A 26,970-nucleotide genomic window follows, 5' to 3' on the forward strand; every position below is an offset into this window, starting at 1 on the left:
CGCATATCGCTTCCGCCGTCGCTCTTCGAGCTATGACGGACAAGTCGCTCATGCGCGCTACGAAATCAATTCACTTCGCGCAATGCGCGATCAGCCGTGCGACGAATTCGCCGCAAGCCTCGAGCTGCGACATCTCGACGAATTCATCCGGCGTATGCGCCTGCGCGATAGAGCCGGGGCCGACCACCACGGACGGCACATCGGCCATGCTGACGAACAGGCTGGCCTCGGTGCCGAACGCGACCTTGGCGTGGTCGTTGCGGCCGGCGAGCTGCTTGGCGAGCGTGACGATGGCTGCGTCCGCCGCGGTGTCGAGCGCGGGGTAGTCGAGGATCTCCTCGAAATCGATGCCGCACTCCGGATTCCGCTTGCGCATGTCAGGCTCGATCTCGGCTTTCGCCCAGGCGATGATCGCGTCCGTCACCTGCCGGGACTCGGTGATGCCGATGCCGCGGCATTCGAATTCTACCACGCAATTGTCGGGCACGATGTTCAGCGCGGCGCCGCCATGCACGATGCTGGTGAGCAGGGTCGAGTGCGGGACGTCGTAGAGGCTGTCTCGCTCCGCATCCGTGGCCAGCAACGCGGCTCGGCGGCGGATCTCGGTGATCAGATCGGCCGCGTATTCGATGGCGTTGACGCCGTCGGGCGCGATCGAGGAGTGACGGGCGAGCCCGCGGAACGTGGCGCGCACGCCGTGCTTGCCCTTGTGGCCGATGATCACCTGCATCCGGGTCGGTTCGCCGACGAAACAGCCGAGCGGCCTGATCGGCTTGCGTGCGACCTCGCGCAGCATCGGGCGCACGCCGACGCAACCGATCTCCTCGTCATAGGAGATCGCAAGATTGATCGGCGTCTTCAGATCGGCCGCGAGCATTTCCGGAACCATCGCGAGACAGACCGCGACGAAGCCCTTCATGTCGGTGGTGCCGCGGCCGTAAAGCCGCCCGTCACGCTCGACGAGTTCGAACGGGTTGTGGCTCCAGTCCTGTCCCGCAACCGGCACGACATCGGTATGCCCCGACAGCACCAGCCCGGGTTTGTCCTCGGGGCCGACCGTGACCCACAACGAAGACTTCTGTCCGGTGTCATCGACGATGCGCTGTCCGGTGACGCCGAGCGAGGCGAGGTAGCGCTCGATGTAGTCGATCAGGGGCAGGTTGCTGCGGTCGCTGATGGTGTCGAACGCGACGAGGTCGGCCAAGAGCTTGCGGATACGGTCGGGGCGTTGATTTTGCATTGCCTGTTCGTGTGCGAGGGAGTGTGCAAGGAATTGCTGATGTGCCGGCGATCCTGCCAGCAAAGTATAACAGCTGGTTTGCCTGCCGCCGCCAAGCAAAATTCGGGCCGCTGCCTGCCGATAAAGATGCATCCGCGCCGTGAGATGATGGGTTTAGCTTCGCTCTACCCATCCTACGGCTCTCGATGCGCAGCACATTCGATGTCGTCCTGGCGAAAGCCAGGACCCATTACCCCAAATGAGAATAGTTGCACGATGCTGGGGCCGCGATCCCATCCATCATCAAATGCGGTGGTTATGGGTCCTGGCTTTCGCCAGGACGACGATGGTGTGCAAGGCACCCACACTGTCATCGCCCGGCTCGACCGGGCGATCCAGTACGCCGCGGCCCCTCGGTTCAACAACCGGCGTCTCTGGAATACTGGATCACCCGCATGCGCGGGTGATGACATCGCGTGGTGTGATAACTTGAATCGAGAACCATCCTCATCGTCGTCCCGAGCCAGTGCGAAATGCACGGGGGATGGGACGACGGTGGTGGATGTGGCGCCGTCATCGCGCCATTCCGGCTTGCGCCGCGAACGGAGAACGCCGTTGCTAGATCGGCTTGCCCGTATACGGCATCGACGCGGTGAGGCCGCCGTCGACGGGGATGGCCTGGCCGTTGACGTAGGACGCCTCATCGCTCGCCAGGAACAATCCCATCGCGGCGAGTTCGTGCGGCTGGCCGGGGCGCTTCAGCGGATTGAGCTGGCCGATCTTGTCCTGGGTGCCGCGCTCCTTGGCGCGATCGAACACCGGTTTGGTCATGCCGGTCTCGATCAAGCCCGGGCAGACCGCGTTGATGCGCACGCCGGTGCCGGAGAGCGAATAGGCGGTGGTCTGCACCAGGCTGATGACGCCGGCCTTGCTCGCGCCGTAGGGATGTCCGCTGGCGCCGGACTTCAGGCCCGCGACGGAGGCGGTGCAGACGATCGAGCCGGAACCCTGCTTGGTCATGTGCGGGATCGAATGCTTGATCGCGAGGAACGGGCCGATCAGATTGACGCGCAGCACTTCCTGCCAATGTTCCGGGGTCTGGTCGGCGAGCGGCACGAGGCCGCCGCTGACGCCGGCATTGGCCCAGATCGCATCGAGCTTGCCGTATTTCGACAGCGCCTTGTCGATGAAGGCCTTCACGTCGCTCTCCGAGCCGGCATCGGCGGTGACGGCTTCGACGGTGCCGCCGGCATCGCGCACCAGCTTGGCGGTCTCGTTCACAGCCTCGCTGCGATCGACCGCGATCAGCTTGGCGCCTTCCTTGGTGAACAGCAGCGAGGCGGCGCGGCCGATGCCGCTTCCAGCGCCGGTGATGATGACGGATTTGCCTTCGAGGCGGCCCATGGTTTTTCTCCCTGTTCACGTGGTCCGTGGCGCGTCTGCCGCGCGACGGAATTCAAACAAAATTTCAAACGTCCGAAGCACTTGAGACGATGTGCGGCGTGACGTACAGCGACGGGGGACAGTATTGAAGGGCTCATCCGATGTCCAATCCAGACAAGCCTAACGTGACGGTGACGCGGTGGTGGTGGGTTCGCCACGCACCGGTGCGCAGCGACGGCGGAAATATCTACGGGCAAGAGGACATTGATTGCGACACCGGCGATGTCGAAGTGTTCGAGGCGGTCGCAAAAATGCTGCCGCGCGATGCAGTCTGGTATTCGAGCAATCTGAAGCGCACGCACAAGACCGCGGAAGCGATCTGGGCCGCAGGTTTTCCGAAGCCGGCCAACATGATTCAGGAACGCGACTTCGCCGAGCAACATCTCGGCCAGTGGCAGGGCATGAACCGCGCCGCACTGCTCGCGAGCCAGCCACCTGGCAGAAGCTGGTTTGCCGATGTCAACGAGCCCGCACCCGGCGGCGAGAGCTTCATGGATCTCTACACACGGGTCTGCCGCACGATCGTGCGGATCACGGCTGCGGAGCCGGGCAAGAATATCATCGCGGTCGGTCATGGCGGCGTGATCCGGGCCGCGGTCGGTCTCGCGCTCGGCGGCCAGCCGGACAGGGGACTGTCGTTCGACATCGACAATGTTTCGGTGACGCGGCTCGATCACATCGCGGGCATCGGCCTGTCGACCTGGCGGCTGCCGATGGTGAACCAGCAGCCCTGGATCGCCGATCCGCGCCACGCCGCGATGCATCAACCGTCCGGACCTGAAGTCCGGCCGGCGAGCAAGCTTGCGTGATTGCCGCTATCGCAACACCGGAACGCTGCCTAAGCTCAACCGCAGAATTCAAACACTTCACACCTGGGAGAGAAACATGACCTTGTTCGACATGAAGGGAAAAGTCGCCGTCATCACCGGTTCGACGCGCGGCATCGGGCTCGCCATTGCCGAGCGCATGGCCGAGCACGGCGCCAAGGTCGTGATCTCCTCGCGCAAGGCCGACGTCTGCGAGCAGGTCGCGGCCGACATCAACGGCAAGTTCGGCAAGGGCACCGCGGTCGCGATCGCGGCTAACATCTCGTCGAAGGAAAACTTGCAAAATCTGGTCGACGAGAGCAATCGCGCCTTCGGCAAGATCGACGTGCTGGTCTGCAACGCGGCGTCGAACCCGTATTACGGTCCGCTTGCCGGCATCTCCGACGATCAGTTCCGCAAGATCCTCGACAACAACATCGTCGCCAACAACTGGCTGATCTCGATGGTGGTGCCGCAGATGATCGAGCGCAAGGACGGCTCTATCATCATCGTGTCCTCGATCGGTGGCCTCAAGGGCTCAACCGTGCTCGGCGCCTACGCGATCTCCAAGGCCGCCGACATGCAGCTCGCGCGCAACCTCGCTTGCGAATATGGCAAGCACAATATCCGCGTGAACTGCATCGCGCCGGGCCTGATCAAGACTGATTTCGCCAAGGCGCTGTGGGACAATCCGGACACGCTGAAGGCCTCGACCGCGCGCTCGCCGCTGCTGCGGATCGGCGTGCCTGACGAGATCGCGGGCGCCGCCGTGTTGATGGGCTCGCGCGCCGGCGACTTCCTCACCGGCCAGACCATCGTGATCGACGGCGGCGCGACGATCAGCTGACGCCGGCGTTGGTGCGCAAAGCGCGCCATACTCAATCTGTCATCACCCGCGAAAGCGGGTGATCCAGTATTCCAGAGGCAGTCATTATTGAGCCGAGGGGCTGCGGCGTACTGGATCGCCCGGTCAAGCCGGGCGATGACCGTCTTGGATGGAGCGAGGAGTGTCCCAATCACTCCACCGCCGCGTACACGCCGTTGCGCACCAGCGAGCGGGTATATTCGCGCTGGCCCGGGCCCTGCATCATGAAGACCGCGATCAGGTCTTCGCTCGGATCGATCCAAAAGAACGTGCCGGCCATGCCGCTCCAGAAGTACTGGCCGACCGAGCCGGAGAACGGCGCGATGCCCTGCTGCATGCGCACGGCGAAGCCGAGGCCGAAGCTGTGGCCGGGCGACACCAGCGTGCCCTGGACCTTGACGCCGGCGCCCAGGTGATCGGACGCCATGAATTCGAGCGTCTTGCGGCCGATGATCCTGGTGCCGTCGAGCGCGCCGCCGCCCAGCAGCATCTGCGCGAAGCGGGCATAGTCCATCGTGGTCGAAACAAGTCCGCCGCCGCCGGATTCCATCGCCGGCTTCTCCAGCATGTTGAACAGCTGCACCTTCTCGTTGGTCCAGGGATCGTTGGCAAAGGCCTCGGCGAGACGGCCGGCATTGGCTTCCGGCGTGTGGAAGGCGGTCTCATTCATCTGCAGCGGCGAGAGGATGCGCTCGCCGAGGAATTCGCCGAGCGTCTTCCCGCTGACCACTTCGATGATGCGGCCGAGGATGTCGGTGGAGCGGCTGTAGTTCCACTCGGCGCCGGGCTGGCAGACCAGCGGCATACCGGCGAGCATGGTGGCGTGCTCTGCATTGGTGATCTTGCGGCTGCGCAGCCGCGACTGCTGGTAGAGCTGCTGCACGGGGCCGTTGCCGGTGTGGTCATAAGTCAGGCCGGAGGTGTGGCGCAGCAGGTCCTGAATCGTCATCTGCCGCTGGACCGGGACCAGCTCGAGCTTGCCGTTGTGCTCGACGCCGACCTTGGTCTCGGCGAATTCGGGGATGAACTTCGCGACGGGGTCATTGAGGAGGAAGTGGCCGTCCTCCAGCAGCATCATGATGCCGACCGAGACGATCGGCTTAGTCATCGAGAAAATGCGGAAGATCGTGTCATGCGTCATCGGCGCGGAGGCCGCCGGGCTTTGCCGCCCGATCGCGTCGAACCAGCCGATCTGGCCGCGCCGCGCCACCAGCACCGTAAAGCCGGGCGCGGTTCCCTTGTCGACCTCGCGCTTGAAGGTGTTGGACAGCGCCTGCAGCCGCGTGCTCGACAGTCCGATCGATTCGGGCTTGGCGAGGGGGAGGGACGGGGTGGTTTGGCTGGCGGCGTGCTTGGTGGCGGTCTGGGCGTTCATGGTCTCTCCCGGGTTCTTGATTCTTGTGGCGGAGCGCCGACGTGGTGTGATGGACGAAGTCTGGCGCAGAAGTTTTGCAATGAACAGAAGCTTCACCGCTTCGCCCTTGCAAACCGGCCATGCCCTGTGCTTGAAACGGCGCGAACCGGCGGCGACGCCGGTTCCCTGCAGGAGTGTAGCTCAATTGGTAGAGCACCGGTCTCCAAAACCGGGGGTCGCAGGTTCGAGCCCTGCCACTCCTGCCAGATTTTCCCTAATCATTTGAACGTGTTGGCCGAGCTCCTGGACCCCGGCCATGATTGTATTCACTCACTTGACGAGCGGGCAGCCGCCGTCCTTCAGCGGTCGGAATGCCTGGTCGCCGGGCACCTCGGCGAGCACCTTGTAGTAATCCCACGGCGCCTTCGACTCCTCGGGCTTCTTGACCTCGAACAGGAACATCGAGTGCTCCATGCGGCCGTCCTCGCGCACCACGCCGTTGTCTGTGAAGGCGTCGCGGACCGGGGTCGCGCGCATCTTCGCCAGCACCGGCTTGGTCTCTTTGGTGCCGGCGGCCTTCACCGCGTTGAGGTAGTGCAGGGTGGCGCTGTAGGTCGCGGCCTGATTCATGGTCGGCATCCGCTTCATGCGCTCGAAGAAGCGCTTGCCGAAGGCGCGGGTGCGGTCATTGAGATCCCAGTAGTAGGCCTCGGTGATGATCAGGCCCTGCGCGAGCTTCAGGCCGAGGCTGTGGATGTCCGAGATGAACATCACGATACCAGCCAGATTCTGCCCGCCCGCCACGATGCCGAATTCGGCGGCCTGCTTGATCGCGTTGATGGTGTCGCCGCCGCCATTGGCGAGACCGACGATCTTCGCCTTCGACGATTGCGCCTGCAGCAGGAAGGAGGAGAAGTCCGGCGTGTTGAGCGGATGCCGGGCGCTGCCGAGCACCTTGCCGCCGGCGGCGCGGACCACGTCGCCAGTGTCGCGCTCGATCGAATGGCCGAACACGTAGTCGGCGGTGATGAAGAACCAGCTGTCGCCGCCGTTCTTGACGATCGCACTGCCGACAGTGTGGGCGTTGGCGTAGGTGTCGTAGGTCCAGTGCAGCGTGTAGGGCGAGCAGGATTTGCCCGTGATGTCGGAGCTCGCCGCGTCAGTCACGATCATGATCTTCTCGAACTGCTTCGACATCTCCATGCCGGCGAGCGCCGTCGCCGAGGTCGGCATGTCGATGATCATGTCGACATTCTCGGCCTCGTACCATTTGCGGGTGATGGTGGCGGCGACGTCGGCCTTGTTGAGGGCGTCGGCGGTGACGAGCTCGATCGGCTTGCCGAACATCGAGCCGCCGAACTCCTCGATCGCCATCTTGGTGGCCTCGACATTCCCGGCGCCGCCGATGTCCGCATAGACCGACTGGAAATCGGTCAGCACGCCGATCTTGAGCGGCGTCTGTTGCGCGAGCGCGGGTCCCGCCAGCGCGGCGGCGATCAGGCCGGCGGCGGACAGACTCGTGACGATGGATTTCATGGTGATGCGCCTCCCCAGGATGCTTTTATCGGTTTGTCCGACAAAGCTAGATTTGCCCGGTTCCGGTGTCAATTCGTGCCGGGCGGGTGCGACAATCCGGCCAATAACGCCGATTTGACGCACTAGATGGCTTCGCCTATCTTTTGTCCGACAAACGACAATCGGGAGCCAAGGGTGTCCACCACGCCGCTGTTCCGACGCATCGATGTCGCGCCGGCCTATCAGAAGGTCGCGGACGCGATCGAACGCGAGATCGTCAACGGCCGGATCAAGCCGGGCGAGCCGATCGGCACCGAGCAGCAACTCGTCGCGCAGTTCGGCGTCAACCGCTCGACGGTGCGCGAAGGCATTCGCGTGCTCGAGGAGGGCGGGCTGATCCGCCGCGATTCCAGCCGCCGCTTGCAGGCGTGCCTGCCGCGCTACAACAAGCTCGCCACGCGGCTGTCCCGCGCGCTGATCCTGCATGAGGTGACGTTCCGCGAATTGTTCGAGACGTCGATGACGCTGGAGGTCGCGAGCGTCGAGGGTGCGGTGGAGCGCGCGACCGAGGCGAACATCGCCGAGCTCATCGGCAATCTCGAGCGCAGCGCGGCGGTGGTCGGCAATCCCGCCGATCTCGCCGAGCTCGATGCGGAATTCCACGTGCTGATGGCCAAAGCCTCGCAGAACCGCGTGCTGCAGCTCGCCCGCGAGCCCGCCGCGCAGCTGTTCTTTCCGACCACGGAGATGATCGTCGGCGGCGTGCCGGAGGGCGGCGCCCGCCTGGTCGAGGCGCATCGCCACATCCTCGATGCGATCAAGGGGCGCGACAAGGAGGCCGGCGTGCTGTGGACCCGGCGGCATTTGCAGGACTGGCGACGCGGCTTTGAGAAGATCGCCTCGCTCGATCGCTCGGTCGAGCACACCTACATGGAACATGCCTACGCCGCCCGGCAATAGCGACGGCGCGGCGAAAACAACACAACGACAAAAAGCACATTCGGGAGGGACAAATGAGCGGAGACATCGCAGCAACCATCCAGCGCGCCCGCGAGCACAGCATCGGCGATCTGCTGCGCCGGTCGGCCAAGCGCTACCCCAACAAGACCGCGCTGATCTGCGGCGAGGTGAGCTGGAGCTTTGCGGAGATGGACGCGATCTGCAATCGGCTCGGCCGCGGCTTGCTCGCGCTTGGCATTGCGAAGGGCGATCGTGTCGCGGTGCTGTCGCGCAACTCGCATGGCTTCGCCGCGCTGCGCTTCGCGGTGGCGCGGATCGGCGCGATCCTGGTGCCGATCAACTTCATGCTCAATCCCGACGAGATCAGTTTCATCCTCGCCAATTCCGGCGCGAAGCTGCTCGCGGTCGGCCCCGATTTCGTGGAGACGGCGCACGCTGCGGCCGCCAAGGGCTCGGCGGTCGAAACCCTGATCTGGCTGCCGGGCGAGGATCCGGCCACAGCACCCGAGGGCATCACGACCTTCGACAGCCTGCTGCACAGCGACGCCTCGGCGCCGGAGGTTGCGGTCGACAGCCGCGATCCCGCGCAGATCATCTACACCAGCGGCACGGAGTCGCTGCCGAAGGGCGCCATCCTCACCCATGAAGCCGTGATGTGGCAGTATGTCAGCTGCATCATCGACGGCGGCATGGCGACCGACGACACGGTGCTGCACGCGCTGCCGCTCTATCACTGCGCGCAGCTCGACGTGTTCCTGGGGCCCGCGATCTATCTCGGCGCCACCAGTCTCATCACCGGCAAGCCGGTGCCCGACAATGTCCTGGCGCTGATCGCGGCCCACAAGATCAATGCGTTCTTCGCGCCGCCGACGATCTGGATCGCGATGCTGCGCTCGGGCGCGTTCGATCGCACCGACCTGTCGTCCCTGCGCAAGGGCTATTACGGCGCCTCGATCATGCCGGTCGAGGTGCTGCTCGAATTGCAGCGCCGGCTGCCCGACGTGAAGTTCTGGAATTTCTACGGCCAGACCGAGATCGCGCCGCTCGCGACCGTGCTGGCGCCTACGGACCAGTTGCCGAAGGCCGGCTCGGCCGGCAAGCCGGCGATCAATGTCGAGACGCGGGTGGTCAAGCCGGACATGACCGACGTCGAGGTGGGGGAGGTCGGCGAGATCGTGCACCGCTCGCCGCATCTCTTGTCCGGCTACTACAACGATCCGGTCAAGACCGCGGCGGCATTTGCCGGCGGCTGGTTTCATTCCGGCGATCTCGCGACCGTCGATGCCGACGGCTACATCACGGTCGTCGATCGCGTGAAGGACATGATCAAGAGCGGCGGCGAGAATGTCGCGAGCCGCGAGGTCGAGGAGATGATCTACCGGCTGCCGGCGGTGTCGGAGGTCGCGGTGGTCGGGCTGCCCGATCCGCGCTGGATCGAGGCGGTGACCGCGATCGTGGTGGCCAAGGCGGGCGAGAGCCTCGACGCCGAGGCGGTGATCAAGCACTGCGCGGCGTCGATGGCCCATTTCAAGGTGCCGAAGCGGGTCATCTTCGTGGATGCCCTGCCGAAGAACCCGAGCGGTAAGCTGCTCAAACGCGAGCTGCGCCAGCGCTATGTCGGTGGCGCCACGCTGGATCAGGCGGTGCAGAAGAGCTTTGCCGGATAGACCGGTTACTGGCCAGTCGTCGCAGGCGCCTTGTCCGACCACTCCGGCGGCAAGCCAAGCTTTCCGGCAGCCATGCCGATCAGGCCGGGGTTGCGGCCGAACGCCTCGCAGGCCGCATATTTCGGCTTGCCGCCGAACGAGGCGCCGATCTTGTCGAATGACGGCAGCTCCGGCACCTTTCCGAACGGCGTTGCGCCGGTGACGACGAGCTTGCTGAAATCGTCGCTGAAGGAGGACGCAAGATCGTAGGCGTCAGCGGCGCTCGAAGCCCTCGGCGTGTTGGTGAATGAATTTGCGCCGCGGGCCCAGACCATCGCCGCTTGCTGGCGGCTGGCCGGATCGCGCACCTCGGCTTCGACGGTCAGGCTGCCGAGACCGACCGGCAGCCGCGGTATCGGCACGGGCACGTTGGCGCTGAGTGCGGTCGGCAGAAAGCCGATCACCGTGGAGGCGCCCGCGGCGACCTCGTCGGTGGGCGCCGCCTGCGTGACGAGCGCGTGCACGGTCAAATCGGCTGGCTGATCTGGAGCAACGACTTCGAGCCGATCGCTGAGGCCGACGCAAAGCGATCGGTCGATCACGTTGGCGACGAGGTGCCTCTGCTCTTGCGACAGCGTCGGCGAGGCTGACTGCGAGAAGGTCGTCGGCACGATTCGCACGGTCTTCGCGGCAAGCACGTCGTCCTTGTTGACGCGAACCAGCGATTTCGCCAGCAGCCCGTCGGATGGCGTCAGCTTGTCGTAGGACGCCAGTGATCCGCCTTTGGTCATCGGCGCGCTGGCGCAGCCCGACAACAGCGCCATTGCGGCCGCAGCTCCGACGAGCGAGGACAACCGAATATACCGGCGATCGTGCCACGCCCGGCCCGTGCCCTGCGCATCAGTCGCAGCGCTCGGTAGAAACTGAATTTTCATATCACCCCTCGACGACCGCTCACCCCAGCAACGATCGCGTGGCACGATAGGGCGAGGCCGCCGAGGCCGGGATTAAGAGATATTAAGTCAGTTATAGACCGCGAAATCGCGCGACCTATTTGAGCCACATTTGGCCGCGCAGGCTTAACAAAACGCAATATTTGCGTGGCTGCGCATCCATGGCGGACGCCTCTAAAGTGCCGTGATGCAAATCCTGGAATATGACCTCGTGACTCTCTCCGTCACCAATGCGCGTATTCTCTGCGTCGAGGACGACGCCGATATCGCGCGCATGCTGGCCGAGGTGCTGCAGGACAACGGCTTCAGAGCGGTGCTGGTCGGTTCGGCCATCGAGATGGATGCGTTGCTCAAGCGCGAGAGCTTCGATCTCATCGTGCTCGATGTGATGCTGCCGGGCGAGGATGGACTGAGCATCTGCCGACGCCTGCGCATGTCGTCATCGATTCCCATCATTATGGTCACGGCGCGGGGCGAGGACGTCGACCGCATCCTCGGCCTCGAGCTCGGCGCCGACGACTACGTCACCAAGCCGTTCAATTCGCGCGAGCTGGTGGCCCGCATCCGCGCGCTGTTGCGTCGTGTCGAAAGCGGCGCCGCGTCGCGCACCCGGCCACGTCCTTTGACCTTTGCCGGATGGCGCATCAATCCAACCACGCGCGAACTGCATGACCCGGCCGGCGTGCGCATCACGCTGACCGGGGCCGAGTTCGATCTGCTACTGGCGTTCTGCCGCAATCCGGGACAGGTGCTGTCGCGCGAGCAACTGATCGAGCAGGCCTTCGGCGGTTTGATCGCATCGGTCGAGCGCAGCGTCGACGTCCATATCAGCCGCATCAGGCAGAAGATCGAGCCGGATCCGAAGGACCGCTCGATGATCAAGACGGTGCGGCTCGGCGGCTACCTCTTCACGCCTGCGGTCGAGCAGACATGATGGGGTGGGTGCAGCGGCTGATGCCGCGCAGCATTGCTGCGCAGATCATGAGCCTGGTCGCGCTGTCGGAACTCATCGGCATCACGCTCGCGGCGGCAGGCATCATTTTTTTGTTCGATTCTCCTTCGGTCAATGACACGCAGAAGTTTCTTGCGGGGCGGATCGCGGAGGTCGCACAGCTCCTGCGCTCCACGACGACGCCAACCGAAGCGGATGGGCTGCTGGCCACGGCGAGGCGCGGCGGTCTCGATGTCAGGCGCGTCGCGTCGAGCGAACTTGTGCCTCGGACGATCGGAGAGACGCGGCCGTCCATGCGGGCGTTTCGGCAACTGGCGGCCGAGCCTGGAATTGAGTTGCTGGAGGAATTGCGTCATCCGGCAGGCTCGGCGTCACAGGTGATCGTGAAGCTCGACGACGGCCACGCGCTGATGGCCGACGTCGCGACCGCCGGCGGCTTTTGGTCCTTTGTGCTCCGTCCGGCGGCAGCGATGGCGACTATCGTGTTGATCTCGATGCTGTTGCTGTCGGTCTATGCCGTGCGTTGGGTAGTCGCACCGCTGGCGGAATTGGCAAGCGCCGCGACGTCGTTCGGCCGCTCGCCGCGAGCTCCCGAGGTGCTGCACCGGCGCGGCCCGCTTGAAATTGCGCAGGTTGCCGACGCGCTGAACGACATGCGCACCCGTATCGCTGCGCTGCTCGACGACCGCACGCGGATGCTGGCCGCCATCAGTCATGATCTGCGGACGCCGCTGACGCGGCTCAGGTTGCGCTCCGAGCGGGTACGCGAAGATGCACTGCGCACAGCGATGCTGGGCGATATCGCCAAGATGACGCGCATGATCAACGAGACGCTGGAGTATCTTCGCGACGATGCGCGCTCGGAGGCGCTGTCGTGCATCGACCTGCCGAGCTTTCTGCAGACGATCTGCTCGGACTTTGCCGACACGGGCCATGCGGTGTCCTATTCCGGGTCCGCGCGACTGCCCTATGTCTGCCGGCCCCGTGCGCTGTCGCGTGCCGTCACCAATGTCGTGGAGAACGCGGTCAAGCACGGCAGCTTGGTCGTGGTGACGCTCCGCCTTGCGGAGGCCGACCACGTCGAGATCGAGGTGGCCGACGATGGTCCCGGCATCCCGCCGGCGCTGCACGACAGGGTGTTCGAGCCCTTCTTCAAGGCTGACAACGCACGACAGGAAGGCGGCTTCGGGCTGGGGCTGTCGATCGCCCAGGAGATTGTCAAACGTCATGGCGGCAGCATCGCACTGAGGCTGCAGGAGCCGAGTGGATTGCTTGTATCGATGCTGCTGCCGCCAAAGCCCGCCCCGGCCTAGACCAGCGACGGCTATCTCGGCAGCAAGCGGGGATGTCGCCGGGAGCCGGCTAAGTCCTTGATTCGAGGGGCCCCGTTCCGATCCGCCGCGGCCCCGGCCGGGATGGGGGGCGACCCCGCCGACCTTGACCTTTGGCCGGTCTCGCAGTAGATACGCGGCACTCGCAGCCGGCCCGCTTTGATCGCGGATATCCGGCGCGGCCTAATTCCCCGAACATTCGAGCTCGTTTATCGGCTCAACCTTCCAAACGAGGGCTGGGTCCGCAAGGTCGGCTGTTCGGATTCCTTGAAACGTTGCAAATCGTCCGGAGACGGGCGCGGATCTCACGATGGCTTTCAGCCCGTTCAAATTCCTGCAGGAAGTGCGCTCGGAGACCGCCAAGGTCACCTGGCCGACGCGCCGCGAGACGACCATCACCACCATCATGGTGTTCGTGATGGTGGCGCTGGCCTCGATCTTCTTCTTCGCCGCGGACCAGGTCATCCGCTACCTCATCACCCTGGTACTGGGCATCCACTGATGAGCATGGGAACTCAATTGATGGACAAGCGCTGGTACATCGTTCACGCCTATTCGAACTTCGAGAAGAAGGTCGCGGAATCGATCCGCGAGCAGGCCAAGCAGCGCGGGCTGGAAGAGCTGTTCGAGCAGGTGCTGGTGCCGACCGAGAAGGTCACCGAGGTGCGCCGCGGCCGCAAGATCGACGCCGAGCGCAAGTTCTTCCCGGGCTATGTGCTGGTGAAGATGAAGCTGACCGACGAGGCGTTCCATCTGATCAAGAACACCCCGAAGGTGACCGGCTTCCTGGGCGCTGAAAACAAGCCGATGCCGATCTCGGAATCCGAGGCGATGCGGATCCTGCACCAGGTGCAGGAGGGCGTGGAGCGTCCGAAGGCGTCGGTGTCGTTCGAAATCGGCGAGAACGTGCGCGTGGCCGACGGCCCGTTCGCCTCGTTCTCCGGCGTGGTGGAAGAAATCGACGAGGCGCGCTCGCGCGTGAAGGTCGCGGTGTCGATCTTCGGCCGTGCGACCCCTGTGGAACTGGAATTCGGTCAGGTCGAAAAGGTGGTCTGACCGGACGGCGTGGGGTATATGCCCCCCGTCAAGTGAGAGGCCGTGGGAGGGAGGAGGCGGTCGCCAGCCCCTTCAACCGAACCACGGAACCTGAAACCGCCGGCACCGTCCGGCACAACAGGAGTGATAAATGGCAAAGAAAGTGACCGGATACCTGAAGCTTCAGGTCCCGGCCGGTGCGGCGAATCCTTCGCCCCCGATCGGCCCCGCGCTTGGTCAGCGCGGTCTCAACATCATGGAATTCTGCAAGGCGTTCAACGCGCAGACCCAGAAGGAAGAGAAGAATACCCCAATCCCGGTGGTGATCACGATCTACGCCGATCGTTCGTTCACCTTCGAGATGAAGACGCCCCCGATGTCGTTCTTCCTCAAGCAGGCTGCCAAGATCCAGTCCGGCTCGAAGGCGCCGGGCCGCGACAAGGCCGGCCAGGTGACCAAGGCGCAGGTGCGCGAGATCGCCGAGAAGAAGATGAAGGACTTGAATTGTGACACCATCGAATCGGCCATGAAGATGGTCGAGGGCTCTGCCCGTTCGATGGGTCTGGAAGTTGCGGGGTAACGGGCCATGGCAATCGGAAAGCGTTTGAAGAAGGCCCGCGAGGGTGTCGATCGCGAGAAGCTCTACCCGCTCGCGGATGCCATCAAGATGGTCAAGGAGCGCGCCAAGTCGAAGTTCGACGAGACGATCGAAATCGCGATCAATCTCGGCGTCGACCCGCGCCACGCCGACCAGATGGTCCGCGGCGTCGTCAACCTGCCGAACGGAACCGGCCGTACGCTGCGCGTCGGCGTGTTCGCGCGCGGCGCCAAGGCTGAGGAAGCCAAGGCCGCCGGTGCCGACGTCGTCGGTGCCGAAGACCTGGTCGAGAAGGTGCAGGGCGGTGCGATCGACTTCGATCGTTGTATCGCCACTCCCGACATGATGCCGCTGGTCGGCCGCCTCGGTAAGGTGCTCGGTCCGCGCGGCATGATGCCGAACCCGAAGATCGGCACCGTGACCATGGACGTCACCAACGCCGTGAAGGGCGCCAAGGGCGGCTCGGTCGAGTTCCGCGTCGAGAAGGCCGGCATCGTGCAGGCCGGTATCGGCAAGGCCTCGTTCTCCGAGGACAAGCTGGTCGAGAACGTCAAGGCGCTCGCGGATGCGGTCTCCAAGGCGAAGCCGGCGGGTTCCAAGGGTACCTACATCCAGCGCGTGGCGGTTTCCTCCACCATGGGCCCGGGCGTGAAGGTCGAGCCGGGCACGATCCTCGGCTGAGGTCTCTGGCCGTGACGAGTTAGACAGGGCGGGATCGGGCAACCGGTTCCGCCCTTTGTTTTGCCGGAGCGTTTTCGCGCGAAGTGGCTGCCGACTCGCGTGAAGAAGACCCGCCAAGACAGGAATCCAAAGCCTCGTTTCGATTCAATCGGAACGAAAAGGCTCCAGGTGAAGCCTCTCGCAGGAAACAACAACAATGCCCGACAAGGTGCTGGTCTATTCACGCTTTCCCAGAAACGAACTGGTGCGCTTCGGCGAGCGCTACGAGCTGCTGAATGCCGCGGGCAAGCGGCCGACCGAGATGTTTTCCGCGGCGGAGCTCGGCGAGATCCGGGCGATGATCACGGCGGGCGGGACCCCGCTTGGCGGCGAGGCGATGGACCTGCTGCCGAAGCTTGGCGCGATCATCTGCTACGGCACCGGCTATGAGGGGATCGATCTTGCCGCCGCGGCCAGGCGCGGCATTGCGGTCGGCCACAGCCCCGGCGCCAATGCCGCATCGGTTGCCGACATCGCGGTGACGCTGATGCTGGCGGCTACACGCCGCCTGCCGGTCGCCGACAACTATGTCCGCAGCGGCGACTGGATCGCCGCCAAGCCGTCGCCGATGATGCGGCCGCAGGCCGGCATCCGCGGTCGCAAGGTTGGTGTCTTCGGTCTCGGCGAGATCGGCCGCAAGATCGCAACGCGGGTCGCGGCGTTCGAGACCGAGGTCGGCTATTTCAGCCGGTCACGGCAGGACGTGCCGTATCAGCACTTTCCGAGCCTCGAGGCGCTCGCCGACTGGTGCAGTGTGCTGATGATCGCGGTGCGCGCCGGCGCGGACACGGTCCACGCCGTCAATGCCGACATCCTGCGCCGGCTCGGCAGCAGCGGGATCGTGGTCAATATCTCGCGCGGCTCCGTCATCGACCAGAAGGCGCTGCTCGCGGCGCTGACCGATGGCGCGATCGCTGGCGCCGGCCTCGACGTGTTCGCCAAGGAGCCGCACGCGCCGGACGAACTGACCGCGCTGCCGAACGTCGTGCTGTCGCCGCATATCGGCGGCCACACCCTGGAATCGCACGTGGCGATGCAGGACTGCGTCCTCGCCAATCTCGACGCGTTCTTCGCTGGCAAGCCGCTGCCGTATGAGGTAAGGGGCGCCTGAGCGGCTGGCGGTTCCGGCCTCGGAACCGGTTCCCCGGCCGCAATGTGAAACTGGTCTGAAATTTGCTCTTGGCAAGCAGGGCGGGACCGGTTACATAGCGGCTTCCGGGCGTGCTGGCACTTGCTGGCATGTCCGTGCTCGCATTCCGAAAACCTGAGGTGATAGGAGATCATTCCTTTCCGCATGCCCGCAAGGATGCTCGAAAGGAAGGAAACCCGTCGCCTCCAACGGAATGAGAGCAGGGCATTCGGCCCCGGCCGATAGCCCGATCCTGTCCGAGACTGCAGGCGCCCGCGAGAACTTCGTGTTTTCAACGGCTTAATCGCATGGCCTGCATAGACGGGTGAAGACCGGATTTTGTGCTCCACGTCGCGGCCTGTTCGCGACTGGGAGGCTGGTTTGGTTCGAACCTCGACAGCCCATGGCCGCAAGGCTCTGGGAGGGCAGGCTTCTAGATGTCGTCTTGCCCGGCATGTCCGAAGGGTCTTGCGCCCAACGGATCAGGTTTAGGGCGGGACGATGGGTGCAACCCGGCGGTCCTGCCTTCGCGGAAAGGCCGCCAACCGGAAAGAGCTTGCTGTGGAACGAGCGGCAAAAAAAGAGGCGGTCGGACAGCTCAACGAGGCCTTCAAGGCCACGAGCGTTGCGATCGTCGCTCACTATTCCGGCCTCACCGTGGCCCAGATGCAGAAGCTGCGCATGCAGATGAAGCAGGCGGGTGCGTCGGTGAAGGTCTCGAAGAACCGTCTCGCCAAAATTGCTCTTGAAGGCACTGACGTCGCTGCCATCGGCTCCCTGCTGAAGGGGCCGACTGTGATCGCTACTTCGAACGATCCGGTCGCGGCGCCAAAGGTTGCCGTCGAATTCGCCAAGGCGAACGAGAAGTTCGTCATCCTTGGCGGCTCGATGGGTAAAACCGTCCTGAATGTCGACAGCGTGAAGGCACTTGCCTCACTGCCGTCGCTCGACGAACTGCGCGGCAAGATCGTGGGCCTCATCGTGGCGCCGGCGACCAAGCTCGCTCAGCTGTCGAACGCGCCTGCGGCCAAGCTCGCACGCGTCATTCAGGCTCATGCCTCAAAGAGCGAAGCGGCCTGACCCTTCGCTAATCTCAAAACCTGGTTCGAACCAAACGTTTAAGGAAACAGATCAATGGCTGACTTGCAGAAAATCGTCGACGACCTCTCGAGCCTCACCGTGCTCGAAGCCGCCGAACTCGCCAAGCTCCTCGAAGAAAAGTGGGGCGTCTCCGCCGCTGCCGCCGTCGCGGTTGCCGGCCCGGCTGGTGGCGGCGCTGCCGCTGCTCCGGCTGAAGAGAAGACCGACTTCACCGTCGTGCTGGCTGCCGCCGGCGACAAGAAGATCGAAGTCATCAAGGAAGTCCGCGCCATCACCGGCCTGGGCCTGAAGGAAGCCAAGGACCTCGTCGAAGGCGCTCCGAAGCCCGTCAAGGAAGGCGTCAACAAGGACGAAGCCGAGAAGATCAAGGCCCAGCTCGAGAAGGCTGGCGCCAAGGTCGAGCTCAAGTAATGCGCGATCCGGGAGCGCCGCAGGGCGCTCCCGGGCCTGCAAATGGCGTGCGACAGGTTGTCGCGTGGCGCGCCGGACACAAGAAAGTGTGGGGATCCGTGGACTTAACCCTCGAATCTCCTTTATTGCCATCCCATATCGGGTTGGCAGCGGAAAAACACGGTAGGCGGCGGGGGCGGCAGGGCACCCGGCGGAAGCCGTTGGGAGACAGTCAGATTTCGGGCTTTTTCAGTCCGTAAAGCGGAGCGTTTGGACGAGCGGGTGCAGTGATGCGCCTCGCGCGTCGTTTTGCGTTTTGGAGGTGATGGGGCCGGGCCGGGGATTTAATTCCTGACTTTGCGCTTCGTTCCTTCGGGACGATTCGAAATTCAACCCGGGGGCGATGGCAATCGCGTCCCGGAAGGTTCGCCCCACAAAGGCGACGAAAATGAGAGGCCACGATGGCGCAGCAGACATTCACCGGTCGCAAACGCGTACGCAAGTTTTTCGGTCACATCAAGGAAGTCGCCGAGATGCCGAACCTCATCGAGGTTCAGAAGGCATCCTACGACCAGTTCCTGATGGTTGACGAGCCGGCCGGCGGTCGCCTCGACGAGGGCCTGCAGGCAGTATTCCGCTCGGTATTTCCGATCTCGGACTTCTCCGGCACCTCGATGCTCGAATTCGTCCGCTACGAGTTCGAACAGCCGAAGTATGACGTCGACGAGTGCCGCCAGCGCGGCATGACCTTCGCTGCGCCGCTCAAGGTGACGCTGCGCCTCATCGTGTTCGATATCGACGAGGAAACCGGCGCCAAGTCGGTGAAGGACATCAAGGAGCAGGACGTCTACATGGGCGATATCCCGCTCATGACGATGAACGGCACCTTCGTCGTCAACGGCACCGAGCGCGTCATCGTCTCGCAGATGCACCGTTCGCCCGGCGTGTTCTTCGACCACGACAAGGGCAAGACCCATTCGTCCGGCAAGCTCTTGTTTGCCGCGCGCGTGATTCCGTATCGCGGTTCCTGGCTCGACATCGAGTTCGACGCCAAGGACATCGTGTTCGCGCGCATCGACCGCCGCCGCAAGCTGCCCGTGACCTCGCTGATGTACGCGCTCGGTCTCGACGGCGAGCAGATCCTGTCGACCTTCTACAAGAAGATCACCTACAAGCGGACCAAGGACGGATGGCGCGTGCCGTTCGATGCCAACCGCTTCCGCGGCTACAGCACCATCAACGACCTGATCGACGCCGACACCGGCAAGGTGGTGCTCGAGGCCGGCAAGAAGCTGACCGTGCGCAGCGCGCGCCAGATGCAGGAAAAGGGCCTCAAGGCGCTGCGGATGTCGGACGAGGAGCTCGTCGGCAACTATCTCGCCGAGGATCTCGTCAACCCGAAGACCGGTGAGATCTACGCCGAAGCCGGCGAGGAGATCACCGAGAAGTCGCTCAAGGTGCTGAACGAGCAGGGCTACAAGGACCTGCCGCTGCTTGACATCGACCACGTCAATGTCGGCGCCTACATCCGCAACACGCTCTCGGCCGACAAGAACATGACGCGTGAGGACGCGCTGTTCGACATCTACCGCGTGATGCGTCCGGGCGAGCCGCCGACGCTGGATTCGGCGCAGGCGATGTTCCAGTCGCTGTTCTTCGATGCCGAGCGCTACGACCTCTCCGCGGTCGGCCGCGTCAAGATGAACATGCGCCTCGAGCTCGATGCGCCCGATACCCATCGCACGCTGCGCAAGGAAGACATCCTGGCGGTCATCAAGACGCTGGTCGACCTGCGCGACGGCAAGGGCGAGATCGACGACATCGACCACCTCGGCAACCGCCGGGTGCGTTCGGTCGGCGAGCTCATGGAGAACCAGTACCGGATCGGCCTGCTCCGCATGGAGCGCGCCATCAAGGAGCGCATGTCGAGCGTCGATATCGACACCGTGATGCCGCAGGACCTGATCAACGCCAAGCCCGCGGCCGCCGCGGTGCGCGAGTTCTTCGGTTCCTCGCAGCTGTCGCAGTTCATGGACCAGACCAACCCGCTGTCGGAGATCACCCACAAGCGGCGCCTGTCGGCGCTTGGCCCGGGCGGTCTGACCCGCGAGCGTGCCGGCTTCGAAGTCCGCGACGTGCATCCGACGCATTACGGCCGTATCTGCCCGATCGAAACGCCGGAAGGTCCGAACATCGGCCTGATCAACTCGCTGGCGACGTTCGCGCGCGTGAACAAGTACGGCTTCGTCGAGACGCCCTATCGCAAGATCAAGGACGGCCGGGTCACCGACGAGGTGGTCTATCTGTCGGCGATGGAAGAGGGCCGCTACCGCGTCGCGCAGGCCAACGTGCCGCTCGATGCCAAGGGCCGCTTCACCGACGACCTCGTGGTCTGCCGTCATGCCGGCGAAGTGCTGCCGGTGACGCCGGACAAGGTCGACTACATGGACGTGTCGCCGAAGCAGCTGGTTTCGGTCGCAGCGGCCCTGATCCCGTTCCTCGAGAACGACGACGCCAACCGCGCGCTGATGGGCTCGAACATGCAGCGCCAGGCGGTGCCGCTGGTTCGCGCCGAGGCGCCGTTCGTCGGCACCGGCATGGAAGGCGTGGTCGCCCGTGACTCGGGCGCGGCGATTGCCGCGCGCCGCTCGGGCGTGATCGACCAGATCGACGCCACCCGCGTCGTGATCCGCGCCACCGAGGATCTCGATCCGACCAAGTCGGGCGTCGATATCTACCGGCTGATGAAGTACCAGCGCTCGAACCAGTCGACCTGCATCAACCAACGTCCGCTGGTGAAGGTCGGCGACATCGTCAAGAAGGGCGACATCATCGCTGACGGTCCGTCGACCGATCTCGGCGAGCTCGCGCTCGGCCGCAACGTGCTGGTCGCGTTCATGCCGTGGAACGGCTACAACTTCGAAGACTCGATCCTGCTCTCCGAGCGGATCGTGAAGGACGACGTCTTCACCTCGATCCATATCGAGGAGTTCGAGGTGATGGCCCGCGATACCAAGCTTGGTCCTGAGGAAATCACCCGCGACATTCCGAACGTTTCGGAAGAAGCGCTGAAGAACCTCGACGAAGCCGGTATCGTCTACATCGGCGCGGAAGTCCGCGCCGGCGACATCCTGGTCGGCAAGATCACGCCGAAGGGCGAGAGCCCGATGACGCCGGAAGAGAAGCTGCTCCGCGCCATCTTCGGCGAGAAGGCCTCCGACGTCCGCGATACCTCGCTGCGCGTGCCTCCGGGCGTGCAGGGCACCATCGTGGAAGTCCGCGTGTTCAACCGCCACGGCGTGGACAAGGACGAGCGTGCGCTGGCGATCGAACGGGAAGAGATCGAGCGTCTGGCCAAGGACCGCGACGACGAGCAGGCGATTCTGGACCGCAACGTCTACAACCGCCTCGCCGAGCTGCTGGAGAACCGCCAGGGCATCGCCGGCCCGAAGGGCTTCAAGAAGGATACCAAGATCACCCGTGCGGTGCTCGACGAGTATCCGAAGTCGCAGTGGTGGTTGTTCGCCTCGCCGAACGACAAGCTGATGGCCGAGATCGAGGCCATGCGGAAGCAGTACGACGAGTCGAAGAAGGGCCTCGAGCAGCGCTTCCTCGACAAGGTCGAGAAGCTGCAGCGTGGCGACGAGCTGCCGCCCGGCGTGATGAAGATGGTCAAGGTCTTCGTCGCGGTGAAGCGCAAGATCCAGCCCGGCGACAAGATGGCCGGCCGTCACGGCAACAAGGGCGTGGTGTCGAAGATCGTGCCGATCGAGGACATGCCGTTCCTCGAGGACGGTACGCACGCCGACATCGTGCTCAATCCGCTCGGTGTGCCGTCGCGCATGAACGTCGGTCAGATCCTTGAGACCCATCTCGGTTGGGCCTGCGCCGGCCTCGGCAAGCGCATCGGTCAGACCATCGACGCCTATTATCAGAAGCAGGATCTCAAGCCGCTGCGCGAGACCCTGAAGAAGATCTATGGCGAGGATGAAACCATCAAGTCGCTGAACGACAACGAGCTGGTCGAACTCGGCCGCAATCTGAGCCACGGCGTGCCGATCGCAACGCCGGTGTTCGACGGCGCCAAGGAAGCCGACATCGAGGAGATGCTGAAGCTCGCGGGCTTCGACGCCTCCGGCCAGTCGACCGTCTATGACGGCCGCACCGGCGACCAGTTCGATCGCAAGGTGACGATGGGCTACATCTACATGCTCAAGCTGCACCATCTCGTGGACGACAAGATCCACGCGCGTTCGATCGGTCCGTACTCGCTCGTCACCCAGCAGCCGCTGGGCGGCAAGGCGCAGTTCGGCGGCCAGCGCTTCGGCGAAATGGAGGTCTGGGCGCTGGAAGCCTATGGCGCCGCCTACACGCTGCAGGAAATGCTGACCGTGAAGTCGGACGACGTCGCCGGCCGTACCAAGGTGTACGAGGCGATCGTGCGCGGCGACGACACCTTCGAGGCCGGTATTCCGGAATCGTTCAACGTGCTGGTCAAGGAAATGCGCTCGCTCGGCCTCAACGTCGACCTGCACAATTCCAAGGTGGGACCGGCGTCGACGTCGGAAGCGGCCGAGTAACGCGATGATTTACGCCCGGCGCGAAAGCGCCGGGCCTTCGCGCTCCGCTCGGACGTTGAGTGGGGCGCGCGTTGAATAAAAGTTTCGAATTTGCTGCCGGTGACGATCGGCACGCGAGGAGAAGACCATGAATCAAGAGATTATGAATCTTTTCAATCCGACGACGCCGGCTCAGGTCTTCGACCAGATCCGGATTTCGATCGCGTCTCCGGAGAAGATTCTGTCCTGGTCGTACGGCGAGATCAAGAAGCCGGAGACCATCAACTACCGCACCTTCAAGCCGGAGCGTGACGGCCTGTTCTGCGCGCGCATCTTCGGGCCGATCAAGGACTACGAGTGCTTGTGCGGCAAGTACAAGCGGATGAAGTACAAGGGCATCATCTGCGAGAAGTGCTCGGTCGAAGTGACGCTGTCGCGCGTCCGGCGCGAGCGCATGGGCCATATCGAGCTGGCGGCGCCGGTCGCCCACATCTGGTTCCTGAAGTCGCTACCGTCGCGCATCGGCTTGCTGCTCGACATGACGCTGAAGGATCTCGAACGGATCCTCTATTTTGAATACTACGTCGTTCTCGAGCCGGGGCTGACCGCGCTGAAGGACCGTCAGCTGCTGTCGGAAGACGAGTATCTGAAGGCGCAAGACGAGTACGGCCAGGATTCCTTCACCGCCATGATCGGCGCGGAGGCGATCCGCGAGCTGCTCAAGGGGCTCGAGCTCGAGAAGCTCGAGGCGACGCTGCGTGCCGACATGGCGGAGACCGACTCCGACATCAAGCACAAGAAGCTCGCCAAGCGTCTGAAGATCGTCGAGGCTTTCCGCGTCTCCGGCAACAAGCCGGAATGGATGATCATGACGGTCGTGCCGGTGATTCCGCCGGACCTGCGTCCGCTGGTGCCGCTCGACGGCGGCCGGTTCGCGACCTCCGACCTCAACGACCTGTATCGCCGCGTCATCAACCGCAACAACCGCCTGAAGCGGCTGATGGAGCTGCGTGCGCCCGACATCATCATCCGCAACGAGAAGCGCATGCTGCAGGAGGCCGTCGACGCACTGTTCGACAACGGCCGCCGCGGCCGCGTCATCACCGGCGCCAACAAGCGCCCGCTGAAGTCGCTCGCCGACATGCTGAAGGGCAAGCAGGGCCGGTTCCGTCAGAACCTGCTCGGCAAGCGCGTCGACTATTCGGGCCGTTCGGTGATCGTGGTCGGTCCCGAGCTGCGTCTGCATCAGTGCGGCCTGCCGAAGAAGATGGCGCTCGAGCTGTTCAAGCCGTTCATCTACTCGCGGCTCGACGCCAAGGGTCTGTCCACCACGGTGAAGCAGGCCAAGAAGCTGGTCGAGAAGGAGCGTCCGGAGGTCTGGGATATCCTCGATGAGGTGATCCGCGAGCATCCGGTGCTGCTCAACCGCGCGCCGACGCTGCACAGGTTGGGCATCCAGGCGTTCGAGCCGGTGCTGATCGAAGGCAAGGCGATCCAGCTGCATCCGTTGGTCTGCGCCGCCTTCAACGCCGACTTCGACGGCGACCAGATGGCCGTGCACGTTCCGCTGTCGCTCGAAGCGCAGCTGGAAGCGCGCGTCCTGATGATGTCGACCAACAACATCCTGCATCCGGCGAACGGCCAGCCGATCATCGTGCCGTCTCAGGACATCGTGCTCGGCCTCTACTACGTCTCGATCATGCGCGAAGGCCTGCCCGGCGAGGGCAAGATCTTCGGCGACATGGCCGAGCTCGAGCACGCCCTGCATTCGAAGGTCATCCACCTCCACACCAAGATCAAGTACCGGTGGGAAGGCCTCGACGAGGAAGGCAAGATGTCCAAGCGGTGGATCGAAACCACCGCCGGCCGCGTCATGCTCGGCAACCTGCTGCCGAAGAGCACCAAGATCTCGTACGACATCATCAACAAGCTGATGACCAAGCGCGAGATCTCCGGCGTGATCGACCAGGTCTACCGTCACTGCGGTCAGAAGGAGACGGTGATCTTCTGCGATCGCATCATGGCGCTCGGCTTCTACAACGCCTTCAAGGCGGGCATCTCGTTCGGCAAGGACGACATGGTCGTGCCGGCGTCGAAGTGGAAGATCGTCGACGCGACCCGTACGCTGGCGAAGGATTTCGAGCAGCAGTACAATGACGGTCTGATCACCCACGGCGAGAAGTACAACAAGGTCGTCGATGCCTGGTCGAAGGCCGGTGAAGAAGTCGCCAAGGCGATGATGAAGGAGATCTCGTCCGTCAAGAAGACGGCGAGCGGAGCGGAGGCCGAAGTGAACTCCATCTACATGATGGCACACTCCGGTGCGCGTGGTTCGCCGGCGCAGATGCGCCAGCTCGCCGGCATGCGCGGCCTGATGGCCAAGCCGTCGGGCGAGATCATCGAGACGCCGATCATTTCCAACTTCAAGGAAGGTCTGTCGGTGCTCGAGTACTTCAACTCGACCCACGGCGCCCGCAAGGGCCTCGCGGACACCGCGTTGAAGACCGCGAACTCCGGCTACCTGACCCGCCGTCTGGTCGACGTCGCGCAGGACTGCATCATCACGCAGACCGATTGCGGCACCAAGCTCGGCATCAAGATGCGCGCCATCGTCGATGCCGGCACGGTCGTTGCCTCGCTCGGTTCGCGCATCCTGGGCCGTACGGCCTGCGATGACGTGCGCGATCCCGCCACCAACGAGATTGTCGTCAAGCGCGACACGTTGATGGAGGAGACCCATGTCGACGCGATCCAGCAGGCCGGCATCCAGGAAGTGAAGATCCGCTCGGCGCTGACCTGCGAGCTGATCAACGGCATCTGCGCCAAGTGCTACGGCCGCGATCTGGCCCGCGGCACTCCGGTCAACCACGGTGAGGCCGTTGGCGTCATCGCGGCGCAGTCGATCGGTGAACCCGGCACGCAGCTGACGATGCGCACGTTCCACATCGGCGGCGCCGCCCAGCTCAACGAGCAGTCGTTCGTCGAATCGAACTTCGACGGCAAGATCGTGATCAGGAACAAGGCGATCGCCCGCAACAGCGAAGGCAACCTGGTCGCGATGGTGCGCAACATGGTCGTTGCGATCGTCGATGCCGACGGTACCGAGCGTGCAACCCACCGTATTCAGTACGGTTCGAAGATGCACGTCGACGAAGGCGACATGGTCAAGCGCGGCCAGCGCATCGCGGAGTGGGATCCCTATACCCGCCCGGTGCTCACCGAAGTCGAGGGCACGATCGGTTTCGAGGATCTGGTCGAAGGCCAGTCGATCTCGGAAACGCTCGACGAGTCGACCGGTATCGCCAAGCGTGTGGTCATCGACTGGCGCACGACGCGCGGCGGTTCGGACCTGCGTCCGGCCATCGTGGTCAAGGGCAAGGACGGCAAGGTCATGAAGCTCGCGCGTGGCGGCGATGCCCGCTACATGCTGTCGGTCGACGCCATTCTGTCGGTCGACACCGGCGCGAAGGTGATGCCGGGCGACATCCTGGCGCGTATCTCGACCGAGAGCGCCAAGACGCGTGACATCACCGGCGGTCTGCCGCGGGTGGCGGAACTGTTCGAGGCTCGCAAGCCGAAGGATGCGGCGATCATCGCGGAGACCGCGGGAACGATCCGCTTCGGCCGCGACTACAAGAACAAGCGCCGCATCTCGATCGAGCCGATGGACAAGACCGAGGAGCCGCGCGAGTACCTGATCCCGAAGGGCAAGCACATCCACCTTCAGGACGGCGACATCGTCGAAAAGGGCGATTTCATCGTCGAAGGCAATCCGGCGCCGCACGACATCCTGGCGATCAAGGGCATCGAGGAACTCGCTGCCTATCTGGTCAACGAAATCCAGGAGGTCTACCGGTTGCAGGGCGTGCTCATCAACGACAAGCACATCGAGGTGATTGTCCGTCAGATGCTGCAGAAGGTCGAAGTCACCGATCAGGGCGACACCGACATGATCTCGGGCGAGCAGGTCGACAAGATCGAGTTCGACGCGCTCAACACCAAGGCCAAGGAGGAGGGCAAGAAGCCCGCCACGGGGACGCCGGTTCTGCTCGGCATCACCAAGGCGAGCTTGCAGACCCGCTCCTTCTTCTCGGCGGCGTCGTTCCAGGAGACCACGCGCGTGCTCACCGAAGCTGCCGTCAACGGCAAGGTGGACCCGCTCGAAGGCCTCAAGGAGAACGTCATTGTCGGCCGCCTGATCCCGGCCGGCACCGGCGCCTCGATGGCGCGGATTCGCGAAGTTGCGGTCAAGCGCGACAAGCTGATCCTCGACGAGCGCGAGAAGCAGCAGGCGGCGATCGTGCCGACGGCTCCGGAAGCGGAGCCGCTGGCGCTGCCGCCCGCGGAATAGGCATCCGCAAGACTACGGTAGTCAGCGAGAAGGCCGGCGTTCT

The 26,970-nt window shown here is 64.0% G+C and carries 20 protein-coding genes and 1 tRNA gene; 16 read left to right on the forward strand and 5 right to left on the reverse strand.

Translation table 11 applies throughout. The annotated features are described in order from the left end of the window. Positions 1–70 precede the first annotated feature (70 nt). Together argE and AAFG07_RS18210 are read right to left on the reverse strand one after the other, a co-directional pair. Positions 71–1,240, reverse strand: a complete 1,170-nt coding sequence (gene argE / locus AAFG07_RS18205; protein ID WP_342728475.1) for an acetylornithine deacetylase — start codon at positions 1,238–1,240, stop codon at positions 71–73. Positions 1,241–1,837: 597 nt separating this feature from the next. Continuing rightward, positions 1,838–2,623: an SDR family oxidoreductase gene (locus tag AAFG07_RS18210; RefSeq protein ID WP_342728476.1), complete on the reverse strand. Its 786-nt coding sequence runs from the start codon at positions 2,621–2,623 to the stop codon at positions 1,838–1,840. Between the two features lie 140 nt (positions 2,624–2,763). Here AAFG07_RS18210 and AAFG07_RS18215 point away from each other — a divergent pair, with 140 nt between their 5' ends. Further along, positions 2,764–3,471: a histidine phosphatase family protein gene (locus AAFG07_RS18215; protein WP_342728477.1), complete on the forward strand. Its 708-nt coding sequence runs from the start codon at positions 2,764–2,766 to the stop codon at positions 3,469–3,471. Between the two features lie 76 nt (positions 3,472–3,547). Then, entirely contained in the window at positions 3,548–4,315 is a 768-nt protein-coding gene (locus AAFG07_RS18220; RefSeq protein WP_342728478.1) for an SDR family oxidoreductase, read from the forward strand. Positions 4,316–4,484: 169 nt separating this feature from the next. On the opposite strand, the gene AAFG07_RS18225 is transcribed toward AAFG07_RS18220, so the two are convergent. After that, the gene (locus AAFG07_RS18225; protein ID WP_342728479.1) at positions 4,485–5,708 is read right to left on the reverse strand and encodes a serine hydrolase domain-containing protein; all 1,224 of its coding nucleotides are present in this window, start codon (positions 5,706–5,708) and stop codon (positions 4,485–4,487) included. Positions 5,709–5,877: 169 nt separating this feature from the next. On the opposite strand from AAFG07_RS18225, the gene AAFG07_RS18230 reads away from it, so the two are divergent. Continuing rightward, positions 5,878–5,953 (forward strand) — tRNA-Trp (locus AAFG07_RS18230). 64 nt (positions 5,954–6,017) lie between these two features. Here AAFG07_RS18230 and AAFG07_RS18235 read toward each other — a convergent pair. Further along, complete coding sequence (locus tag AAFG07_RS18235; protein WP_342728480.1) at positions 6,018–7,223, reverse strand: ABC transporter substrate-binding protein; 1,206 nt, start codon at positions 7,221–7,223, stop codon at positions 6,018–6,020. Between the two features lie 174 nt (positions 7,224–7,397). On the opposite strand from AAFG07_RS18235, the gene AAFG07_RS18240 reads away from it, so the two are divergent. Next, complete coding sequence (locus AAFG07_RS18240) at positions 7,398–8,162, forward strand: FCD domain-containing protein (protein WP_342728481.1); 765 nt, start codon at positions 7,398–7,400, stop codon at positions 8,160–8,162. A 53-nt stretch (positions 8,163–8,215) separates the two neighbouring features. Beyond that, positions 8,216–9,829 (forward strand): acyl-CoA synthetase, encoded by a 1,614-nt coding sequence (locus tag AAFG07_RS18245; RefSeq protein ID WP_342728482.1) that lies wholly within the window; start codon positions 8,216–8,218, stop codon positions 9,827–9,829. 5 nt (positions 9,830–9,834) lie between these two features. On the opposite strand, the gene AAFG07_RS18250 is transcribed toward AAFG07_RS18245, so the two are convergent. Next, entirely contained in the window at positions 9,835–10,632 is a 798-nt protein-coding gene (locus AAFG07_RS18250; RefSeq protein WP_342728483.1) for a DUF3313 domain-containing protein, read from the reverse strand. A gap of 316 nt (positions 10,633–10,948) precedes the next feature. On the opposite strand from AAFG07_RS18250, the gene AAFG07_RS18255 reads away from it, so the two are divergent. The 11 genes from AAFG07_RS18255 to rpoC all read left to right on the forward strand — a co-directional run bounded on the left by AAFG07_RS18255 (position 10,949) and on the right by rpoC (position 26,927). Further along, the gene (locus tag AAFG07_RS18255; protein WP_342728484.1) at positions 10,949–11,695 is read left to right on the forward strand and encodes a response regulator transcription factor; all 747 of its coding nucleotides are present in this window, start codon (positions 10,949–10,951) and stop codon (positions 11,693–11,695) included. Then, a complete protein-coding gene (locus tag AAFG07_RS18260) occupies positions 11,692–13,026 on the forward strand; it encodes an ATP-binding protein (protein ID WP_342728485.1) in 1,335 nt (444 codons plus the stop codon). The genes AAFG07_RS18255 and AAFG07_RS18260 overlap by 4 nt, the downstream gene beginning before the upstream one ends. A 328-nt stretch (positions 13,027–13,354) precedes the next feature. Next, on the forward strand, positions 13,355–13,546 hold the full coding sequence (gene secE, locus AAFG07_RS18265; RefSeq protein ID WP_092115004.1) for a preprotein translocase subunit SecE: 192 nt from the start codon (positions 13,355–13,357) through the stop codon (positions 13,544–13,546). A 20-nt stretch (positions 13,547–13,566) separates the two neighbouring features. Next, positions 13,567–14,100 (forward strand): transcription termination/antitermination protein NusG, encoded by a 534-nt coding sequence (gene nusG / locus AAFG07_RS18270; RefSeq protein WP_044538613.1) that lies wholly within the window; start codon positions 13,567–13,569, stop codon positions 14,098–14,100. Positions 14,101–14,230: 130 nt separating this feature from the next. Beyond that, positions 14,231–14,659 carry a 50S ribosomal protein L11 gene (gene rplK, locus AAFG07_RS18275; RefSeq protein WP_066499365.1) on the forward strand — a complete coding sequence of 143 codons (429 nt, stop codon included), beginning with the start codon at positions 14,231–14,233 and terminating at the stop codon, positions 14,657–14,659. 6 nt (positions 14,660–14,665) lie between these two features. Further along, positions 14,666–15,358 carry a 50S ribosomal protein L1 gene (gene rplA, locus AAFG07_RS18280; RefSeq protein WP_029081784.1) on the forward strand — a complete coding sequence of 231 codons (693 nt, stop codon included), beginning with the start codon at positions 14,666–14,668 and terminating at the stop codon, positions 15,356–15,358. Between the two features lie 196 nt (positions 15,359–15,554). Next, positions 15,555–16,508, forward strand: coding sequence for a 2-hydroxyacid dehydrogenase (locus tag AAFG07_RS18285; RefSeq protein ID WP_342728486.1), 954 nt, complete (start codon positions 15,555–15,557; stop codon positions 16,506–16,508). A gap of 579 nt (positions 16,509–17,087) precedes the next feature. Continuing rightward, positions 17,088–17,606 carry a 50S ribosomal protein L10 gene (rplJ, locus tag AAFG07_RS18290; protein ID WP_092115003.1) on the forward strand — a complete coding sequence of 173 codons (519 nt, stop codon included), beginning with the start codon at positions 17,088–17,090 and terminating at the stop codon, positions 17,604–17,606. Positions 17,607–17,660: 54 nt separating this feature from the next. After that, positions 17,661–18,038, forward strand: a complete 378-nt coding sequence (gene rplL / locus AAFG07_RS18295) for a 50S ribosomal protein L7/L12 (RefSeq protein WP_092115002.1) — start codon at positions 17,661–17,663, stop codon at positions 18,036–18,038. 440 nt (positions 18,039–18,478) lie between these two features. After that, the gene (gene rpoB, locus AAFG07_RS18300) at positions 18,479–22,597 is read left to right on the forward strand and encodes a DNA-directed RNA polymerase subunit beta (RefSeq protein ID WP_097675067.1); all 4,119 of its coding nucleotides are present in this window, start codon (positions 18,479–18,481) and stop codon (positions 22,595–22,597) included. 127 nt (positions 22,598–22,724) lie between these two features. Then, positions 22,725–26,927 carry a DNA-directed RNA polymerase subunit beta' gene (gene rpoC / locus AAFG07_RS18305; protein WP_342728487.1) on the forward strand — a complete coding sequence of 1,401 codons (4,203 nt, stop codon included), beginning with the start codon at positions 22,725–22,727 and terminating at the stop codon, positions 26,925–26,927. Positions 26,928–26,970: the final 43 nt, after the last annotated feature.

It is taken from the genome of Bradyrhizobium sp. B097, from assembly GCF_038957035.1.
Classification (GTDB): domain Bacteria; phylum Pseudomonadota; class Alphaproteobacteria; order Rhizobiales; family Xanthobacteraceae; genus Bradyrhizobium.

Excerpts from the sequence above, each read along its gene's own strand:
- AAFG07_RS18215 (WP_342728477.1), top strand. The coding sequence starts at position 2,764 with ATGTCCAATCCAGACAAGCCTAACGTGACGGTGACGCGGTGGTGGTGG.
- AAFG07_RS18235 (WP_342728480.1), bottom strand. The coding sequence starts at position 7,223 with ATGAAATCCATCGTCACGAGTCTGTCCGCCGCCGGCCTGATCGCCGCC.
- nusG (WP_044538613.1), top strand. The coding sequence starts at position 13,567 with ATGGACAAGCGCTGGTACATCGTTCACGCCTATTCGAACTTCGAGAAG.
- rplA (WP_029081784.1), top strand. The coding sequence starts at position 14,666 with ATGGCAATCGGAAAGCGTTTGAAGAAGGCCCGCGAGGGTGTCGATCGC.
- AAFG07_RS18245 (WP_342728482.1), top strand. The coding sequence starts at position 8,216 with ATGAGCGGAGACATCGCAGCAACCATCCAGCGCGCCCGCGAGCACAGC.
- AAFG07_RS18220 (WP_342728478.1), top strand. The coding sequence starts at position 3,548 with ATGACCTTGTTCGACATGAAGGGAAAAGTCGCCGTCATCACCGGTTCG.
- rplK (WP_066499365.1), top strand. The coding sequence starts at position 14,231 with ATGGCAAAGAAAGTGACCGGATACCTGAAGCTTCAGGTCCCGGCCGGT.
- AAFG07_RS18255 (WP_342728484.1), top strand. The coding sequence starts at position 10,949 with ATGCAAATCCTGGAATATGACCTCGTGACTCTCTCCGTCACCAATGCG.
- AAFG07_RS18260 (WP_342728485.1), top strand. The coding sequence starts at position 11,692 with ATGATGGGGTGGGTGCAGCGGCTGATGCCGCGCAGCATTGCTGCGCAG.
- AAFG07_RS18210 (WP_342728476.1), bottom strand. The coding sequence starts at position 2,623 with ATGGGCCGCCTCGAAGGCAAATCCGTCATCATCACCGGCGCTGGAAGC.
- rpoB (WP_097675067.1), top strand. The coding sequence starts at position 18,479 with ATGGCGCAGCAGACATTCACCGGTCGCAAACGCGTACGCAAGTTTTTC.
- rpoC (WP_342728487.1), top strand. The coding sequence starts at position 22,725 with ATGAATCAAGAGATTATGAATCTTTTCAATCCGACGACGCCGGCTCAG.
- argE (WP_342728475.1), bottom strand. The coding sequence starts at position 1,240 with ATGCAAAATCAACGCCCCGACCGTATCCGCAAGCTCTTGGCCGACCTC.
- AAFG07_RS18250 (WP_342728483.1), bottom strand. The coding sequence starts at position 10,632 with ATGGCGCTGTTGTCGGGCTGCGCCAGCGCGCCGATGACCAAAGGCGGA.
- rplL (WP_092115002.1), top strand. The coding sequence starts at position 17,661 with ATGGCTGACTTGCAGAAAATCGTCGACGACCTCTCGAGCCTCACCGTG.
- AAFG07_RS18285 (WP_342728486.1), top strand. The coding sequence starts at position 15,555 with ATGCCCGACAAGGTGCTGGTCTATTCACGCTTTCCCAGAAACGAACTG.
- secE (WP_092115004.1), top strand. The coding sequence starts at position 13,355 with ATGGCTTTCAGCCCGTTCAAATTCCTGCAGGAAGTGCGCTCGGAGACC.
- AAFG07_RS18225 (WP_342728479.1), bottom strand. The coding sequence starts at position 5,708 with ATGAACGCCCAGACCGCCACCAAGCACGCCGCCAGCCAAACCACCCCG.